At 41.8% G+C, this 17,528-nt stretch carries 14 protein-coding genes and 1 pseudogene; 1 reads left to right on the top strand and 14 read right to left on the bottom strand.

All coding sequences use genetic code 11. The features are described from left to right. Positions 1-366: 366 nt before the first annotated feature. Both KUV81_RS01470 and galE read right to left on the bottom strand, forming a co-directional pair. Positions 367-480, bottom strand: a pseudogene (locus KUV81_RS01470) (dTDP-glucose 4,6-dehydratase); the annotation flags it as partial. 404 nt (positions 481-884) lie between these two features. Further along, complete coding sequence (gene galE / locus KUV81_RS01465; protein ID WP_222543325.1) at positions 885-1,904, bottom strand: UDP-glucose 4-epimerase GalE; 1,020 nt, start codon at positions 1,902-1,904, stop codon at positions 885-887. A 647-nt stretch (positions 1,905-2,551) separates the two neighbouring features. Between galE and KUV81_RS01460 the strand changes: the two genes are divergently transcribed. Beyond that, the gene (locus KUV81_RS01460; protein ID WP_222542066.1) at positions 2,552-3,706 is read left to right on the top strand and encodes a right-handed parallel beta-helix repeat-containing protein; all 1,155 of its coding nucleotides are present in this window, start codon (positions 2,552-2,554) and stop codon (positions 3,704-3,706) included. 190 nt (positions 3,707-3,896) lie between these two features. Here KUV81_RS01460 and rfbB read toward each other — a convergent pair whose 3' ends face one another. From rfbB to wecA, 12 genes are all read right to left on the bottom strand, one after another. Continuing rightward, positions 3,897-4,982 carry a dTDP-glucose 4,6-dehydratase gene (gene rfbB / locus KUV81_RS01455; RefSeq protein ID WP_222542065.1) on the bottom strand — a complete coding sequence of 362 codons (1,086 nt, stop codon included), beginning with the start codon at positions 4,980-4,982 and terminating at the stop codon, positions 3,897-3,899. A gap of 26 nt (positions 4,983-5,008) precedes the next feature. Continuing rightward, positions 5,009-5,920 (bottom strand): dTDP-4-dehydrorhamnose reductase, encoded by a 912-nt coding sequence (gene rfbD, locus KUV81_RS01450; protein WP_222542064.1) that lies wholly within the window; start codon positions 5,918-5,920, stop codon positions 5,009-5,011. A gap of 13 nt (positions 5,921-5,933) precedes the next feature. Then, a complete protein-coding gene (gene rfbC, locus KUV81_RS01445; protein WP_222542063.1) occupies positions 5,934-6,479 on the bottom strand; it encodes a dTDP-4-dehydrorhamnose 3,5-epimerase in 546 nt (181 codons plus the stop codon). Between the two features lie 21 nt (positions 6,480-6,500). After that, on the bottom strand, positions 6,501-7,379 hold the full coding sequence (gene rfbA, locus KUV81_RS01440) for a glucose-1-phosphate thymidylyltransferase RfbA (RefSeq protein ID WP_222542062.1): 879 nt from the start codon (positions 7,377-7,379) through the stop codon (positions 6,501-6,503). A gap of 10 nt (positions 7,380-7,389) precedes the next feature. Then, a complete protein-coding gene (locus KUV81_RS01435) occupies positions 7,390-8,451 on the bottom strand; it encodes a DUF1972 domain-containing protein (protein ID WP_222542061.1) in 1,062 nt (353 codons plus the stop codon). Between the two features lie 31 nt (positions 8,452-8,482). Beyond that, entirely contained in the window at positions 8,483-9,469 is a 987-nt protein-coding gene (locus KUV81_RS01430) for a glycosyltransferase family 4 protein (protein ID WP_222542060.1), read from the bottom strand. Further along, positions 9,470-10,717, bottom strand: coding sequence for an O-antigen ligase family protein (locus KUV81_RS01425; protein ID WP_222542059.1), 1,248 nt, complete (start codon positions 10,715-10,717; stop codon positions 9,470-9,472). Continuing rightward, a complete protein-coding gene (locus KUV81_RS01420) occupies positions 10,704-11,570 on the bottom strand; it encodes a PIG-L deacetylase family protein (protein WP_222542058.1) in 867 nt (288 codons plus the stop codon). Before KUV81_RS01420 ends, KUV81_RS01425 begins: the two co-directional genes overlap by 14 nt. Positions 11,571-12,262: 692 nt before the next feature. Continuing rightward, positions 12,263-12,826 (bottom strand): ATP-binding protein, encoded by a 564-nt coding sequence (locus tag KUV81_RS01415; RefSeq protein WP_222542057.1) that lies wholly within the window; start codon positions 12,824-12,826, stop codon positions 12,263-12,265. A 1,158-nt stretch (positions 12,827-13,984) separates the two neighbouring features. Beyond that, positions 13,985-14,917: a hypothetical protein gene (locus KUV81_RS01405; RefSeq protein WP_222542055.1), complete on the bottom strand. Its 933-nt coding sequence runs from the start codon at positions 14,915-14,917 to the stop codon at positions 13,985-13,987. Positions 14,918-15,385: 468 nt separating this feature from the next. Then, positions 15,386-16,444, bottom strand: a complete 1,059-nt coding sequence (locus KUV81_RS01400) for a GNAT family N-acetyltransferase (protein ID WP_222542054.1) — start codon at positions 16,442-16,444, stop codon at positions 15,386-15,388. Between the two features lie 18 nt (positions 16,445-16,462). Beyond that, positions 16,463-17,527: a UDP-N-acetylglucosamine--undecaprenyl-phosphate N-acetylglucosaminephosphotransferase gene (gene wecA, locus KUV81_RS01395; RefSeq protein ID WP_222542053.1), complete on the bottom strand. Its 1,065-nt coding sequence runs from the start codon at positions 17,525-17,527 to the stop codon at positions 16,463-16,465. Position 17,528: the final 1 nt, after the last annotated feature.

Genomic DNA, 17,528 nt, shown 5'->3' with positions numbered 1-17,528 from the left:
ATAAGTCTCATCTCTTGATGTGATGATAATGCTTGGTTATGGTTAGAGACGTGGCCCCAGTGGCTCGCACAAAACCTGATGATTGATAGCGCTTTATCGGTATTTGCCAGTAACCAAGAAAAACCACTCAGCACAGGCTGAGCATAGAAACGGAGGGCAGACCATGTACGAGTGGATCGGTATAGGGGCCGTGATGGCGGCGATCTTAGTTCCCGTAGTAGTGCGTTTGGCCAATACCCACAGCAGTTGGGATTAAGGCCGAGATCAGGGAAGAGCATCATCCGTCGGTGCGAAGGGCCAGGAGGGCCGCAACCCGACCCAAGCCTTAAGGGCAGAAACCACCCAATGATGCGGTGGTTTTTTGTTTTATGACTGACTGGCGTACCAGGCCACAGTTTCTCGCAGCCCTTCGTCTAAAGTTATCTGGGGCTGCCAACTGAGCTCTTGATGGGCCTTGGTGCAATCCAGCACGTAACGACGATCATGCCCAGGCCAGTCCTAACAAGTTGAAGTGCGGTGTTGACCATCTCACTCTTCGGCAACAAGCCGATGTCGGCCATCGCACTGGCCATTAAACCAATGATTTTTATGTTGATTAGCTCTAGGGGTCAATCAGTGCTACTACCCAGACTGTAGGCTTTTATGCACTCCAATCATTTCCACACTAACGCGACTATGATCGGCCAAAAAAATCTAGCCTTTACTTATTGACTATCGCTAACGAAGGCTAGTCCTGCCTTTCCTGCTCAGGAGTCCCTGGCACTCTAAACCTGCTGCGCTGAAGCACTACTCAACATTAAAACAACAGCCCTACGCAGAACACCTTATCGGAGGCCCCCCCTAAACACAGTTTGTGCTATATGACATCAAAGAAGACTGATCGCTTAGGTGTCCGCATAACCGTTCGGATTTAGTGACTGCCAACGCCATGTGTCGATCATCATATCGTTTAGCGTTCTCTTCGCTTCCCATCCCAAAACTGCCTTAGCCTTAGTTGCGTCAGCCCAAAATACCGCCAAATCACCGCTTCTGCGCGAAACAACCTGATAGGGAATGACAACACCTGACGCTGCTTCAAAGGCTTTCACTACATCCAACACAGAGAAACCTGTTCCGGTACCCAAGTTAAACGCTTCAGCCCCCTTATGACCCATCAACCAGTTCAGAGCCTTCACATGCCCTTCCGCTAAATCAACAACATGCAAGTAATCACGGATGCATGTACCGTCAGGTGTTTCGTAGTCATCGCCGAAAACAGAAAGAACCTCTCGTTTGCCTACTGCGACCTGAGCAATAAAAGGCAGCAGGTTATTGGGGACGCCGAGTGGATCCTCGCCAATTAGGCCGGAGGGATGAGCACCTATAGGGTTAAAGTAACGTAGCATTGCGACCGAGAGTTCTGAATCGGCCTTCGCGGCATCTATCAGTATTTGCTCTACCATCCACTTTGATGAGCCATAGGGGTTCAGCGCCCCCCCGGTTTTCAGAGTTTCAACATATGGGACCGGCGCTTTCTGGCCATAAATCGTAGCTGAAGAGCTAAACACAAATTTCTTAACATCGAACTTTTTCATCGCTTCAAGTAAAAAAAGCGAGCCAGTGACATTGTTGTGATAATAATCGAGGGGTTTCCTGACCGACTCCCCTACCGCTTTGCAACCAGCAAAATGAATGACAGCGTCAAACTTGAAGCGGGAAAATAGCGAAGTTAGGCAATTTGGGTCACATACATTCCCGTGAACAAAATGGACTTTGCGATTGCAAATCCGTTCTACCCGACTTAAAGACTCTTCACACGCATTAGAAAGATCGTCCAAAACTACGACTTTATGCCCCTGTGAGAGTAACTCTACCGCAGTATGTGAGCCAATGTACCCGGCCCCGCCGGTGACTAGAATTACCATACTATTAACAAATGGCCTGAAGTAAGGTTCAAAGTAGAAAACTAGCCTAATTGAAGCATAATGAAAAGTACTCATTATGTCTTAGCTGACTAGTTTAAAGTGCAAAATATCGACTAAGAAAAAACGGAGGATTGGGTAGGGAACTTTGATGAAAATCGTAGGTTCCCACACGGCATCGCAGAGGGATAGCCTTCTAAAAAATCAGAAATTAAACACCGGTTATCCGGTATCAACAAACGTTTCATAATAGACAGGTTTACCAAGGCAGGTCAATTGAAATTTTTATATAGTTTCACCACTATAGACTCATGCTGCCGGAATCCAACTCCAAACCTATTCACGAATACGAAATCATTTTTCTCCTATCGTTTCGCCGAATCCTTTTACGCTTCTTGTCGCACGCCTCATAAAATCTGTTTAAGCGTCTAATTGAAGAAAAAAGTCTCATGGCCAAACCCTCTGCTCTCAGATAGAAGCAACCTTAGCACTGTAAAATGTCAATATCATGAACCTGCTAAGACACATAAAGAATCACGTTCTATCAGCACGAAAAGACGTATACTGGAACAAAGATTGGTTGACCAAGACCATAGATGAAGCCTAACGTTAGACTCAAAACCTCACTTTAACTGAAAGGGGAGATCAACTTGAACATTCGTGAGAGCACATTAATCCTAGTAAGTATTGCAGCATTGGCTGGGTGTGACCAGAGAGATGCCCCCCCTAACAAAGCACAGGTGCTTCTTGTGCCAGAAGACTACAGAACGATCCAGCAAGCTGTTGATGCGGCGCGGTCAGGTGATGAAATCCATATAGGGCCTGGGATCTATAGCGACCGAGTAACCATCAGTGATAAAGAAGATCTGACCATCACTGGTAGCAGTGCTGAAAGTGTAATAATTAGCACGGGTGATGACTACGCGTTTTCTATCTATAATAGCGAAGCAATAAGACTATCTAGTATGTCAATCACCAACGCAGATGATGGAATAACTTCAGATGCCGAGTTGTTCATCAACAACGTTTTGGTATATCACACTGTAGATGGGATCGATATGGAAGGAGGGAGTTTAACTGTAACTGAAAGTCATTTTTTTGACAATTATGACGATGCGATTGATCTAGATGAAAGCACTAGTGCACTTATAGAACACAACTTCATTTCAAGATCAATAGATGATGGAATAGAAATACGACTTCACCCTACATCAGAAAATGATGACCTAATAATTGAGATAAGAAACAACGTAATATACGAAAATAGTGGTGACGGAATCCAGATTATTGATTACGAAGTGAATACCAATAGACAAATTCTAGTTAGAAGAAATTTGATTCTCTCGAATGGATACAATGGACTATCAACAAAAGACTTCGAAAATTCAATTCCAGATCTCAACCATGGTTCAATAGAAGAATACCTCAATATTAGTAACAATACATTCGCGCTTAATCAAATAGGCAACAACGTTTCTGGTGGGAGATTTGGGTCATTCAACAATGTATATTATCGAAACCATGTAACAGATTTTCAGAGTGAGAATCCAGAGCGATTTATGAACTCGATAATTTACAACCAGTTTATCCAAGATAATAATTCATTTAGGGAAGACGGAAGGTTTCTTTTAAACTCATGCTTCCAGGGAACTATTAACACTCAGCAAATTTTTGAAATGGGGTTGCGAAACGTAGTGATATCAGACATATCCTACCAGGCGTTGCAACTGGAAAAGTACCCTTTGGACTTGGGCCATATTGACATAACCGGCAGGGAAAAATGTCACGTTTATCCGTTCGAGTAGACCTTAAAGATCCAAAAAATAGACTCCTCACCCTGGGATGAACGAATTTTCATCCCAGAGTTGATACAAAAACCAACAATAAAAATATAGTTTAACTATCAAATATTGCAAGCTAACCCATTGCTATTTTGCAACCTATTAATGTTAGCAATACTACTTAGAAATATCATAAATCAGAATGGATAGGGCACTAAATTTTTAGTAGAGGGCGCCACCATTCATTATTATAGAGATACCATTTTAACGTCTTTGCAAAACCTGTCTCAAAACTTTCCTTAGGCTGATAGCCAAGCTCATTCTGGGTTTTGGTGGCATCGATAGCATATCGACGATCATGTCCAGCACGGTCAGTCACGTAAGTAATCAGCTGCTCTGCCTTGCCAGCAGCGACCATGGTGGCCTTAGGGTACTTTTGAGCCAGTGCAGGATCGTTAGCAAAGGCATCATTCATTTGCTGACAGACCAATTTCACTATGTCGATATTAGCCCACTCATTGTGGCCACCGATGTTGTAGTTTTCGCCAATCTGCCCTTGATTTAGAACCAGCTCAATGCCTCGGGCATGGTCTTCCACATACAGCCAATCCCGAATCTGCTGTCCATCCCCGTAAATGGGCAAAGACCTGTCATGCAGAATATTTGTTACAACCAAGGGGATCAGTTTCTCAGGGAAGTGAAATGGCCCGTAGTTATTGGAACAATTGGAGGTAGTGACTTCCAACCCATATGTATGGTGGTAGGCACGCACCAGATGATCGGACGCTGCCTTGCTCGCAGAGTAAGGGGAGTTTGGTTGATACTGATTCGTCTCCTTAAACGGCGCCTCATCCTTTTCTAGAGTGCCGTACACCTCGTCGGTAGAGACGTGATGGAATCGATGCTGCAGAGGCGCCTTCCCTACCGCCTCAGGTTCATCGATCCAGACCTTCTTACTGGCCTTAAGCAGGCTGTACGTACCAATGATATTGGTTTCGATAAAGGCATCAGGCCCGGTGATAGACCTATCCACGTGGGACTCGGCCGCAAAGTGCACCAAGGTATTCACGCCCTCATCGCGAAGCAAACTTTCTACCAATGCCGTATCGCAAATATCGCCGTGGACAAAGCGAAAGTTGGGGTTATTTTCTACCGCTTCCAGGTTTGCGCGGTTACCAGCGTAGGTCAGTGCATCCAAGACAATGACCCGGTCCGCTCTATTCTGCTCAAGCCAGTAAAGAACAAAGTTAGCGCCAATAAAACCAGCACCGCCGGTGACCAAAAGAGTTTTATTTTTCATGAGTATAAATTCAATCTTTGAATAGCTTACCGACTTTGAGCTTTCAGCTCATCGAGCATGCGGGAAAGCTGCACACGCCAATGGACGGCGTCTTTGCCTGTGGTGGCTGCGGTCAGCGACTTATCAATTACACTAAAAGCCGGACGTTTGGCCGGTGTTGGATACTCCGAAGTTGGGATTGGCCGCACTGGAATGGCCTTATCAAGTAAGCCTTTCTCAAGCGCGAGTTCTTGAATCGCCACCGCAAAATCAAACCAGGACGCCACGCCAGCATCGGTCCAGTGCAACATCAACGCCTGTTGTTCAGAAACCTCTGTCCTCGGCAATCTGCCGTTAGCCAACAGCTCAGCCAGTCGCCAGCTAAGCTCGGCCAATCCCTTTGCCCAGGTTGGCGTTCCCACCTGGTCATAAATGACGCCCAGTTGTTCCTTCTCCGCCATCAGGCGAATCATACTCTTAACAAAGTTGTTGCCGAAGCTTGAATACACCCAGGCAGTACGGACAATCACAGCATCCTGACCTAAAACTTCGGACACCTTCTGCTCACCCGCCAACTTAGATGAACCGTATACACTCAGCGGATTGGGCTTGTCGTCAGGCTGATAGGGAGTGGTACTGCTGCCATCAAAAACAAAATCGGTGCTGATGTGCACTAATTTGGCAGACAATTGACGACAAGCGAGCGCCAGATTCTCAGCCCCAGACTCATTCACGGCGTACGCCTTTGCTGAGTCGGTTTCCGCTCGATCAACCGCAGTATAAGCAGCCGCATTGATCACGACGCTTGGCTGCACCTCTTCGAACCAAGCAAAAACAGCCACTCGATCAGTGATGTCCAACTGCTGCGCTGAGAGGCTAACCAGCTTAATGCCTTCAGGCTGAGTTTGAGACAGCTCGTAAGCGAGTTGTCCACCATCACCTGTCACCAGAACTTTCATGCGAACTCCCAGTTCATAATTTCGGTGCAGCTTGGAACAGAAGCCCTTCAGCGTCTTTTACTGACAGTGAAGGTTCCTCCCCGGCAGGAATGGGCCACTCGATGTTCAAGGATGGATCGTCCCAACGTAAGGAGACTTCTGCATTTGGGTTATAAACATCGGTGCACTTATATACGAACTCGGCTTCGTCGGTCATCACGTAGAAGCCATGAGCAAAACCTTCAGGCACCCACAGTTGTCGTTTGTTATCAGCAGACAGTTCAACACCAACCCATTGGCCGTATGTCGAAGAAGACTCGCGCATATCGACAGCTACGTCAAAAACAGCACCGCTAACAACGCGAACCAACTTACCCTGTGTGTTTTCGGTCTGATAGTGCAAACCACGCAGCACTCCTTTCGCGGACTTGCTGTGATTTTCCTGAACAAACTCTCGGACAGCGCATTGTTGGTTAAACTCTTCAGCTCTGAAGGTTTCCATAAAAAAACCGCGGTCGTCGCCAAAGACTCTCGGTTCGATGATCACGACGTCAGCGATATGGGTTTTTATAAACTTCATATGACTCTCAGAATTCGAATCTTAAAAAACTTTGTTTTCCAGCACATCGAGAAGATACTTGCCGTAGCCGCTCTTTTTCAGCGGCAGCGCCAACTTCCGTAGTTGTACGTCATCGATATAGCCCATGCGGTATGCTACTTCTTCAGGACAACACACTTTTAAACCCTGACGCTTTTCAATGGTTTCTATAAAGGATGCGGCTTGTAGCAAACTGTCGTGCGTACCGGTATCCAGCCAAGCCGTGCCTCGCCCCATCACTTCGACTTCAAGTTCATTACAAGATAGATAGGCATCAATGACATCGGTGATTTCCAGTTCCCCACGAGCAGAAGGCTTAACCTGCTTCGCAAACTCGACGACACGATAGTCAAAGAAGTAAAGTCCGGGAACCGCGTAATTAGATTTGGGCGCAGATGGCTTTTCTTCGATAGAGATGGCCTTGCGGTTCTCGTCAAACTCAACTACACCGTAGGCTTTAGGGTCTGCTACATGATAGCCAAATACGGTGGCGCCTGACTCCTTGCTAGCTGCACGGCGCAAAGAAACCGACAGGTCATGTCCATAAAACAGGTTATCGCCGAGAACCAATGCTACATTGTCATCTCCAATAAAGGTCTCACCCAGCAAAAATGCCTGCGCTAGGCCATCAGGAGAGGCTTGAGCAACGTATTCAAAGTGCATTCCCCACTCGGAGCCATCTCCAAGTAATGTTTCAAAGCGCGGTAGCTCTTCTGGAGTAGCGATAATCAATATATCTTTAATCCCAGCCACCATGAGCGTAGCAATAGGATAATAGATCATCGGCTTGTCATAAACGGGCATCAACTGTTTACTAACAACCTTTGTAAGTGGATATAAACGAGTCCCACTTCCCCCAGCAAGTACGATACCTTTTCTCATTATATGTTCTCTATTTAAAAAGTTGAAGATATTGACTGCGGACAACGTCCCAAGTATAGCGACGACCAGCAATATCTTTCATTTTCGTACCAATACCATTGGAGTCACTTGAAAAATCTGATGACGCCATTAATTTCACTAGGGTTTCGACGTCCGTAAAGTATTCTGCTGAATTCTCAGTAGTCGCTCGATTGTACGCACAGTCAAAGCACAATATCGGTTTACCAAAGTGCATCATCTCAACTAATGAAGGGTTGGTGCCACCCGCAGAGTGGCCATGCACGTACAAACCACATTGCGCGCGAATGTCATGTAGCCTACTAATGTCATAAATGGGATCGAGTATGGAAATATTAGCAAATTTGCTAAATTTTCCCTTTAATTCTCGCCCATATTGGCTGGCATTCCAATTACCTATGAAGACTAACTTATCGCCAGATTTGGAGAATGCTTCTAGAATAAGATGCACATTGTTCTCGGGCTCAATCCGACACAAACCCAGAGCATAGCCATCTACAGAGCCATTGAGGACGGCTCCCTTAACAATTGCGTGATCGCCCCCATATGCAATGACTTCACTAGTTACACCGTATTCATCTTCGACATATTTAGCAATGGCTACGTTGTCTGAAACCACTTTGTCGGAAAATCTAACTGCAAAACTCTCTGATATTTTCAAGAACCATTTTGCAAAAGGGCTCCATTTGTCTCGTTTCCACTCTAAACCATCAATGTTAGTGACAATACGAGCATTGGAGAAAATTTTTAAGATCGGTAGGAACAAACAACCAGACACACCAAGAACTAGAACAACATCAGCACGACGCCGTGCAGAGCCAATCAGAGAAATGATGTCATACAAAATACTCTGCCCCCCATTTGCCGATAGGGGATAATACACAAGCTTAGCTGATTTGTATTCAACCGCCTTATTAGGGTACGCTTTCGCTGAGCAGTATACTGTATAGTTAAAAGTACTATCTTCTATCAGGTTTTCTACTAAACTTTCAAAACCACCATAGCAAGCTGGCACACCAACTGTGCCGACAACATGAACATCTTTATTTTTCATATAAATTAGGTAAAACTCGACTAAGTAAAGGTCAGCTAATTAGTTTCAAAGCATCTTTATATACACTTTTTATCTTTCGACTAACTGTTTCGATTTCAAAATTAGTAACAACTAGTGGAATGTCGTCCGCTATAGCAAGATGATGTGGTTCAAGAATAAGCGCTCTCAACTTTTCGTACAAATCATCGCTAGAGGATAATGAATAGATTTGTCCAAATTTACCATTGTTAGAATAATATCGAGCATTGCCGACATCTGGGGTTAGGAAGTAACGCCCAGTGAGAATGCTTTCTTTATAGATCATACCATCTGATTCATAATCAGAACACGAAACCACCAAGTCCGATGCAGCATACCAATTAACCATCTCCTCATAAGGGATAGTTCCCCCAGTAACGCAAGTAATGTTTGAAAATTCAGTCTTAAGCTTTACTAGTGCTGCATTCAATCTTTCGAACCCTTTTTCCTTACGAGAAGGGTTAGCGGGGAAGAAGACTATGAAGTCATCGTTCTTTAAACCAACTAAAGCGCGCCTAGTCTCTGCGGGAGTCGTAACCAAAAACTTCGAATAATCTAAACCGCAAGGTATAAAATATGATGGCGCACGATGCAAGTGATTAACTTGCTCTTTCATAAGCTTATTTACAAATATGATTCTATCCGCCCAGGAGATCGCTAGGAGCTTAAATTTTTCGACAGCGCCCTTCTTAAAATATTCTCCTTCGTGGTTGGTATATACAATATTTCTAAAACCACATAGTTTAGCGGCGATTGTACAGAACGCATGATGGCAATGAACGACATCATACCCACCCGCAGCTCTATGCCAAATGAGCTTTATCAGCAAACTAAAATAGGATAAGTAACTTCCGCCCGATTTTGGTGTCGAAACGTGCAACAAGTCGACATTATCATTTGGATAAAGCTTTCTGTAATTCTCAACCTGTTCTTTTACAAAAACGCCAAAGTAAGGATGTTCTTTTGTTGGGTACATATTTGTAACCACAAGGATTTTCATTTATTTGACCCCGACACTCTTAACTTTAACCTTGGACTGAATAACCAGCATGATCGCGATAAACAGGCCCAGGTAGATACCTAGCAAACCAGAATACCAAATATGTCCAGTGACAAAAGAACCAACAAAAACCATGAGAAGCCCAAAAGCAATATCCTTCGAAAGTCCCCGATTCGAAATCAATATAATCTTTGAAGACAATGCTACAAAGTAGCCCCAAATCCACATCGCAACTAGCACACCCAGTAAACCATAGGAATACGCAGTATCTAAAATGTCAATTTCATAAACACCGTAACCCAATCCAGCTATATTACTGTCGCTTCCCCACCCAAATCCAAGGAGAAACCTCAAGAAGCTTGTATCCCAGTAAATGACATCAAAAAGATACTCAGCCCTTACATTACGGCCACTGAATAGAAAGGTGACGATGTCAAATTTATCGTAAAAATATGCCCATCGACTAATAAATAAAGAGAAGTATTGCTCTACGGTTGAAAAGAGCATTAAAGAAAATGTTGCAATGACTAGAGTGAGTAGACTGAAGTATACATAGCCTATCTCCTTCCTATATTGATACAAGGACCAGACTAAAGCTGCTGCAAAACCAGCTATTGCGAACTTCATTCCACCAACGGACATAGCAATAGCCAAAATTATAGACACGACCAAAAAGTACAACTTTCCTGCACGAAGACTCCAGCCAAGCAATATAGGTGAAAAAAATACTAAAAGAGCAGCATACTCATTGCCTGAGGAAATTAGTCCACCCCCTCCAGAAACATCATCGCCAACTTTATATTGATAGATACTTATGCCGGAAAGAATTGCGATAGAGTTGAAAAACACAAGAACTAAAATCGCGACAAGAAAAAAACCAACAAACCTATTCACATCCCTTGCTTGCACGTTATCATTGGAAAGTAGCTGCCTAAAAAATATAAACGACACAATTGGTGCAAGTAGCTTAACAAAATGTGACACATCATCTACTATTCGTACTGTAGCTCCATCGACTTGATGAAAGAAAAAAGCAAATACTGATAGGGCAACAATAGAGAGCGCATACAGTAATGTTTTTTGCGTCCAAAGCACTGAGAGAGCGAAAACCAATAAAACTAGTACCTTGACATAGACAACTTTAGTATCAATGCCAACGAGATAAATAATGGCACCATTAGCAAAGTCTAAAAATATAAGTGATAGGATTAGTAAAAAATAGAGCTGATACTTTTTAGCTACTAGCATAGCTAATGCCCAAGCCTTTATCGGTAGCATCGGAAACAGCGCTTGAAGCTTTACGGCTATTTCTCAGGAAATATATCGGATGAATGTCAGAAACTTTTCCTTCAATATCTTCAAAGTACTCAAGCTTGGTTAAATCAACAAATTTGTCCTTAGCGCAAATCCTTCTGAACAATTCAACTTCTTTTACTTTTGAATATGATTTGTATATTCTTCTTATGGAACTGAGTGCTTCAAAGTTCAAACTACCCTGGGACTGAAAGTGGTTATACATTTTTGTTTTCAAGCCACAGTCCACTTCTAGATAGCTATCAAAGTCTTCCATAATGTTTGCATGATTTGTACGGTACATATACGCATTAAGTAAAGACGTTCTACTACTGAACGCTCTTAAAAACGCTATGGTACTGCCTATGTGATCACTATGGAAGTCATATATATATGGAACAAAGAAGCATGTATCCTCAATATCATTGCCAAAGAGCTCAATCAACGACTTTTCAAGATCGTGTTGACTTCGATAGACTTCGCCATCTTTATACCCAAGGAAAGTAATTCGAATATCTCTTGAGGAAATCTCTGATATCGCACTCCTTGTCTCGTCAAGACGGCTGTCGGAGCCAGTGACAAGTACCACTTCAACAGTTCTAGATGACTTTACAGATTCCTCTAGGATAGACGCGCACCCTATCGTTTCATCATCCGGATGAGGAGCAAGCACCACAATTTTACTGTACTTTGATACATCGATTTTGCTCAGTTCCTGACTACAGCGTAATTCATCAGTGAGACCCAATTTTTTTGCAAAAAAAAGGTTCGCATTGAATAATAACCGTTTCGCTAGAGATCTAATCATCACGCTAAGACCTTTCTTCTTACAAAGAACAGAGATCTCATTATGAAAACCCAAACTCGATTGTAAAATATTCTATTTCTGAAGAAGAGAGCAGATTTTATTTTAGTTCTATTTTCATTTGCTACTGAGGAGGACAATGTGTCGATATCAAATAGATAATTTGAAAATATATTAAACTTGACAAGGGCACTTTCCAATTTTGTAGTCTTGAAATTGAGAAGGTGGCCCGTACTAGAGTGGTCTGCGTTATCTTTATCTAGAACCAAATGTAAGAACCAAGCGAGATAAAACACCTCACCATTTGTGGCATCATAAATGTAGCCATCACTTGACACCAGACTTTTCGTTATTGGACGAATGCTCGACTTTATCTCCTTCCGCGGTCCATAGCATATGGAGGTTTTGACATCGATAGCAATACCATCACTGGTTATCAACTCGTAAGTTCTAAATGCATGCTGACGACGAATCAGCTGCTTGACACCGAGTTCGGCATCGATAAGCTGGATAAACCTTCGTTGACTTGACTCATAAACAACGATGTCAATGTCTCCATCCTTAACGATTTCAGGTATTGGACGAGGTATAAAAAACTCAATCTTGTTTTCTATCAATATATTCAAAAGTCGATTGGTGCAAATCATTTCGTTCAGTTCTCAATAGCTCGTGTCTCAAACATTAACTTAAGCAAATTATGATTTAATACTACTAATTATTTGAGAAACAGACTCCTCTAAGCTAAGCGAAGTTGTATTTACCTTCAGGAAATCCATACGATTCTCAACAAGATACTCTTCCATTTCACAAATAAAGTCATGAGTTCTTGATTCGCTAATTTCACTCTTTCTATTCGCAATAACTTTAGCATTGCCAGACAATAGAATAACTAACGATGGCTTAGACAGCACCTTGCAAATAGCTTTGTGATAAACATAGGTTCGTCGACCATCAATCTTGCAATTGACCACATTGTCGAATGGAAATCGATCAATAAGAACGACCTTATTGGTTGAGTTAAGTGAGTAGCTTTTTATCACATCATCCAGACTTACAAGCAACCGTACTGAAATTTCACCAAAACGTCCCAGTGAACGAGCCTTTTTCATTAATGAATAGATTTTTTTATTATATCGCCGGCTCTCGCCATAGCCAAAATAGACACATTCAGAGTCATTTAACTTTTTCTGAAGAGCAGACAAAATAGAAGATTTGCCCGCACCATCAGGCCCGACTATACAAACTTTTTGACTTTTCATAGTTGATTAAGTTCTGTGCAAATAGCACTACATAGTGCAGAAGGAGGGCCAACGATGCCCCAACAACCCCAAAACTCAAAAGCAGAGGCGGCGTCAACATTAGTGTCATAATGAAGGCATAGACAGATGCCTTCGCTCTCTTGCCCTGCAATCCAATCGCCGTTAGCGCAGACCCCCAGAAAACATTAACCACTTGGACACACAGTACTAAAGCGTACATCCAAAAAATGATGGAAAGACTTTCTATATCGTAATTAGATTCATGCCAAAGATAACTAGTGCAACCTAAGTAGATAATCCAGCACAAAGCAACCAAACCCAACGAGAAACAAGCGGCCAGTGTGTAGTGGTGCCTTTTCAAGTTTCCACTTTCACTAACTGATATTTGCCTAATAACAATCTGTGAAAGAGACGCCGGGATCAACATTAATGGTACTAGATACAACTGACCATATCGGAATGTACCAGCTTCGACTGCACCAAGCAGTAACGCCGCCGATATAACAAATACGTGTTGTGTGGCCACCGACACAACTTCATGGAAACCAAAGTCACGTCGTTCTCTGTATACATCTACGATCGAATAAAAGGAGGTCCGACAGTCTAAACTTAACGACTTAAGATAAAGATAGAGAGATGGTATAGAGATTACCACGAAGCTTATTGAGGACAGGTAAACCATATCTCCCAGGTTAACTTCACCTAGAAAATCGCTACTAATGATAATATAGCTGGCTAAAAGAACTATAGCGGCCGATATAGCACCATAGCTCTCATAATGATAAAGCCCCAAATACTTAGAGTAAATAACAGATAAATTACATACAGAAATCGACAGAAATAGAACTGCCAACTTCCACTCTAAGAACAGCAAAGGCAAAGTCGCAATAAGCGAAACTATCAAAGTCGACAGTATAGCTCCTGTTACTATAGCATCAGAATCACCCTCCTCTTTCTTCCTACTAAAGCAATATAGCTCCAGTCCAAAGGAGACTAACGCTGACAACACATAGCTAACAGACATTAGAAAAATAAACTCACCGAAGGCCTCAGGGAGTAACAACTTAACTGCAATTATATTGACAAACCACTTGCAGAAAAATCCCAACCCTCTAGATATTGTATTTATTATAAATGACTTAACCAACTTAGTTTCACTCAAATATTCAAAGAGATATTGTCTTCAGAAATTTTTATCTTCTCCAGCGTAAACTCGCTTTCGTGCTTTGATTGAAAATACAAGTAGTGATAAACACAGAAGAAATCTAGTGCCGTTTCTATTTCGAATGTCTTCTCGCGATCGAACCGATATCTAAAGTCAAAATACTCTTTCTCAATGTTAATGCCTTCATTGGTAAAATCCTCAAAATCAATTAGGATTGAACCACTCGGGCTCACTAACACATTAGAGTTAGACAAGTCTCCATGCATTGAGCATATGCCGACGATCTCATCCCCATAGGCCTTAACTCCCAATTCCACAAAATCATTTATAGCGAGATAATTTGCACTACAGAATTTTCGAATGATTGGGTAAGTATGTTTGAAGTAAGCTGACTCATTGAACGCCAAACTATCTCGTATAGGAAAACTTATTGGTGGCAATTCTTTACTTCGCTTTGCCTTAACTAAAGGATAAACTAGAACTACTTCGCTAGTTTTTTCACCCTCAGTAAATTCAGGAGTAATGACCGTCCAACCAGACTGATCAGATAGCACCCTAGTAAATTCCTGAACTCCGCTCACCTCTGTTTTAAGCGAAGCCACTGCCCTACAACTCTTACCATACTTTAAAAACTTTCCACTAACATTATCAAACGTGATGAATGTTACTTTTTCTTGCGGATGCTGTGACCAGGGTAGTGCAATAAACCCGGCCTGCAAAAACGGTTCAACAAGAGAGCCGAAACTTCTTTTTTCGGTATTTCTTCGGACTATTGAATAAAACAACTTTAAAGCAAAAGATATTCTACCAAGGAGGCTGGATGATGGCACATATTGAATGGAGCGATAGAAATCTAAAACGCTATCAATTCGGACTAGAGCATTATAGGAGTAACCAAGTTTAACTCTATATAATTCGAAAACCACCGTGATAGTCCTCTACTTTAAACCAAACTCTAAATCCAAATAATTTAATAAAAGAAACTCGTCCGATTAGGCGATAGTTGCACTTTTCAATTACTCGTTTTGACGCAACATTTGAGCTGAGACTGCAAATGACTTTTCTCAGACTCTTAAACTTACTTTCATTGACAATATTATCTAGAGCAAAAATATAATGCCCTTTTCTCCGCTGCGTTTCGGGTGTACGACAATCATATATGTAAAGTCCTTCACTCACCAGTATATATGACGATATTTCCTGCACCCATGTTTTGTCATTAATATTGAGTCTTCCATAGTGAACACAACCAATGTCAGTGCTCACTCTATAGGTTGATTCACTGACGACAAATTTGCGCTCTCTAGCATCTACGAGCCTTTCACCTTCATATATTTCGTAGATATTAAGCCTATCGAAGTCAAGAATCATTCGGAATAGTTTGACAAACTTACTCAATGGAATATCTTCCTAACTTCTTTCAATTTATGTAAGGCCACATATACCTTTGAAGTTAGATTGGAATCCTCATTCACGAGATATACTGAGTAATTGTAACTAACTTTTTTTGACCATCCCCATTTATAAGACTCTCCCCCTCTTAGAAAATCAAACGTAATAAGATTTTGTCTTTTGCAGTACTCAAATATGTCGTTCAGCAAAATTTTACCCGGGCTAAACTCAGCATATGACTTATCAAATACTGGCATATAATAGTAAAAGCATTCTCTGTCAACAAAGCCCACATGGCACGCTAATACCTTACCGTTAAGTGTTAGCTTTGAGTACAGGACTCCGCCTTGCTTAGCTTGATCTAGAATGATATTTGAGAGATGTTCTTGAGCTTCTTCAGTTACAAAGTCATTGCCGTCGGGGTAATTTCTCGCTCTTGTTAGAAGAAGATCTTTTATTTCAGTTTTAGTAATCTTATCAGAGTGTTCAATTTCAACTGGGCCGGTATCAGAGAGATTTTTTGTATTTTTTCTAATTTCCCAGCGATTCTTCTTATTAAAAGAAATCTCGCCACATTGGCTTTGGGTGACAACCTCATCAAGATTCTTAAATCCGCGTATAGACTTACTAGATAGAACGAGCTCTATGACTCTATTTATATTAGAGTCTAGACTATTGAGATCCCGTACTTCAAAAACATCCCATAAATCTTTTATCTTTACTATTTCTGAAGCGATAAGCTTTGTAGCTTTGATTTCATCGATACCCTTCGCTATGAGTAAGCCTTTATAGTCAGACTCTCTACCGCTGCAACTTCCTAGAACTTTAACTTTAGAACCAAGAATAGTTTTAGTTTCAATTTTTAAGGGCAACGCACACACTATATCACCATTGTTGTGCACGCATATTACTTTCAGTTTAGTTTTATTTTCTGTCGCATTTAGTACTGACTTGATCCATTTTGGACTTAGAAAGAAATTCTTGTTGATTGCTCTTTCATGGAGTTCAAGCCATGCCGAAAAAAAATCTTCGTTTAGCTCTTCGATTATTTTTACATTCACAACAATACCACTTAACTCTTATCCCACACCATGCTTTCTTTTGGAGCGAATAAATGTAACGATTCTCCAAATTCTCTGTATTATCAAGCAATATATGGCGAATACAAATATGAAAGATAAAAAGACATATATATCTGGAATGTCATTTACACTAAATGCAATAGCTAAAGCCGCAAACGCAGCTGAAATTATGCTTATATGGAGTAACGCTTTTCTTGGTGATAATCCTATACGCATGAAAATGTGATGCAAGTGATCTCGGTCTGGCTTGAATGGGCTCTGACCCTTTTTCTTACGACGGTACATTATCGATGCCATATCCATGAGTGGTATAGCGATAATCCATAACGCAATTGCAGGAGAAAACGATTTATTGGGTCCTTGACTGCCCAGTACGAGTAACCATACAACGGTTAACCCTATAACCATTGATCCAGCATCGCCCATAAATATTTTTCTAAGCTTTCCGTTAGGCCAACCCAAATTGAACATCAAATAGGCACTGATGGCAGCGATGAACATTAATGGCAACATAAAGTATGTGTCACCGCTAAGAGCAAAGAGTATGGCTAACGTAGCAAAGCTAATAATGCTTAACATTCCCGCTAACCCGTCTATCCCGTCGACCATATTAAACGCGTTAATTGCACCGATTACCGCAAAAAGCGTGATTATCGGCCCAAACCATCCAAGTTCAATTACGCCAACTCCAAAGATGTCTCCTATGTCCTTGAGGTGTTCACCGGCACCAAATATCATTAGTGATGCCGCAAATGCTTGTGCAAATAAACGATACGAAACCTTCAAGTCATAGCGGTCGTCTAGAACCCCAATAAATAGCATCAGTACAGCTGACAGCAGGTACATTCTTAATGTTGTACTGATTGGAAAGAATATTAGGGCAGAGATCATTACCGATAAAAATATAGCAACGCCGCCAATTAGTGGAATTGCGCCACTATGTTCTTTCCTTCCCCCTGGTAAATCTACTAGTCCAACTTTTATTGCAATTGGTTTGCCCAGCCTTATCAAGACATAGCTGGAAAAAAAAGCAAATAAAAGCGGCAAGAGTGTATTTAACATA

It is taken from the genome of Ferrimonas balearica, assembly GCF_019802085.1.
GTDB classification, from domain to species: domain Bacteria; phylum Pseudomonadota; class Gammaproteobacteria; order Enterobacterales; family Shewanellaceae; genus Ferrimonas; species Ferrimonas balearica_B.
The sequence above is the reverse complement of the archived record's forward strand: the minus strand, read 5'-3'. Positions and strand labels throughout refer to the sequence as shown.

What these genes read in the sequence shown, in the direction of transcription:
- KUV81_RS01435 (WP_222542061.1), bottom strand. Translation starts at nt 8,451, where the DNA reads ATGAAAAATAAAGATGTTCATGTTGTCGGCACAGTTGGTGTGCCAGCT.
- rfbB (WP_222542065.1), bottom strand. Translation starts at nt 4,982, where the DNA reads ATGAAAAATAAAACTCTTTTGGTCACCGGCGGTGCTGGTTTTATTGGC.
- KUV81_RS01430 (WP_222542060.1), bottom strand. Translation starts at nt 9,469, where the DNA reads ATGAAAATCCTTGTGGTTACAAATATGTACCCAACAAAAGAACATCCT.
- rfbA (WP_222542062.1), bottom strand. Translation starts at nt 7,379, where the DNA reads ATGAGAAAAGGTATCGTACTTGCTGGGGGAAGTGGGACTCGTTTATAT.
- KUV81_RS01420 (WP_222542058.1), bottom strand. Translation starts at nt 11,570, where the DNA reads ATGATTAGATCTCTAGCGAAACGGTTATTATTCAATGCGAACCTTTTT.
- galE (WP_222543325.1), bottom strand. Translation starts at nt 1,904, where the DNA reads ATGGTAATTCTAGTCACCGGCGGGGCCGGGTACATTGGCTCACATACT.
- wecA (WP_222542053.1), bottom strand. Translation starts at nt 17,527, where the DNA reads ATGTTAAATACACTCTTGCCGCTTTTATTTGCTTTTTTTTCCAGCTAT.
- KUV81_RS01425 (WP_222542059.1), bottom strand. Translation starts at nt 10,717, where the DNA reads ATGCTAGTAGCTAAAAAGTATCAGCTCTATTTTTTACTAATCCTATCA.
- KUV81_RS01415 (WP_222542057.1), bottom strand. Translation starts at nt 12,826, where the DNA reads ATGAAAAGTCAAAAAGTTTGTATAGTCGGGCCTGATGGTGCGGGCAAA.
- rfbD (WP_222542064.1), bottom strand. Translation starts at nt 5,920, where the DNA reads ATGAAAGTTCTGGTGACAGGTGATGGTGGACAACTCGCTTACGAGCTG.
- rfbC (WP_222542063.1), bottom strand. Translation starts at nt 6,479, where the DNA reads ATGAAGTTTATAAAAACCCATATCGCTGACGTCGTGATCATCGAACCG.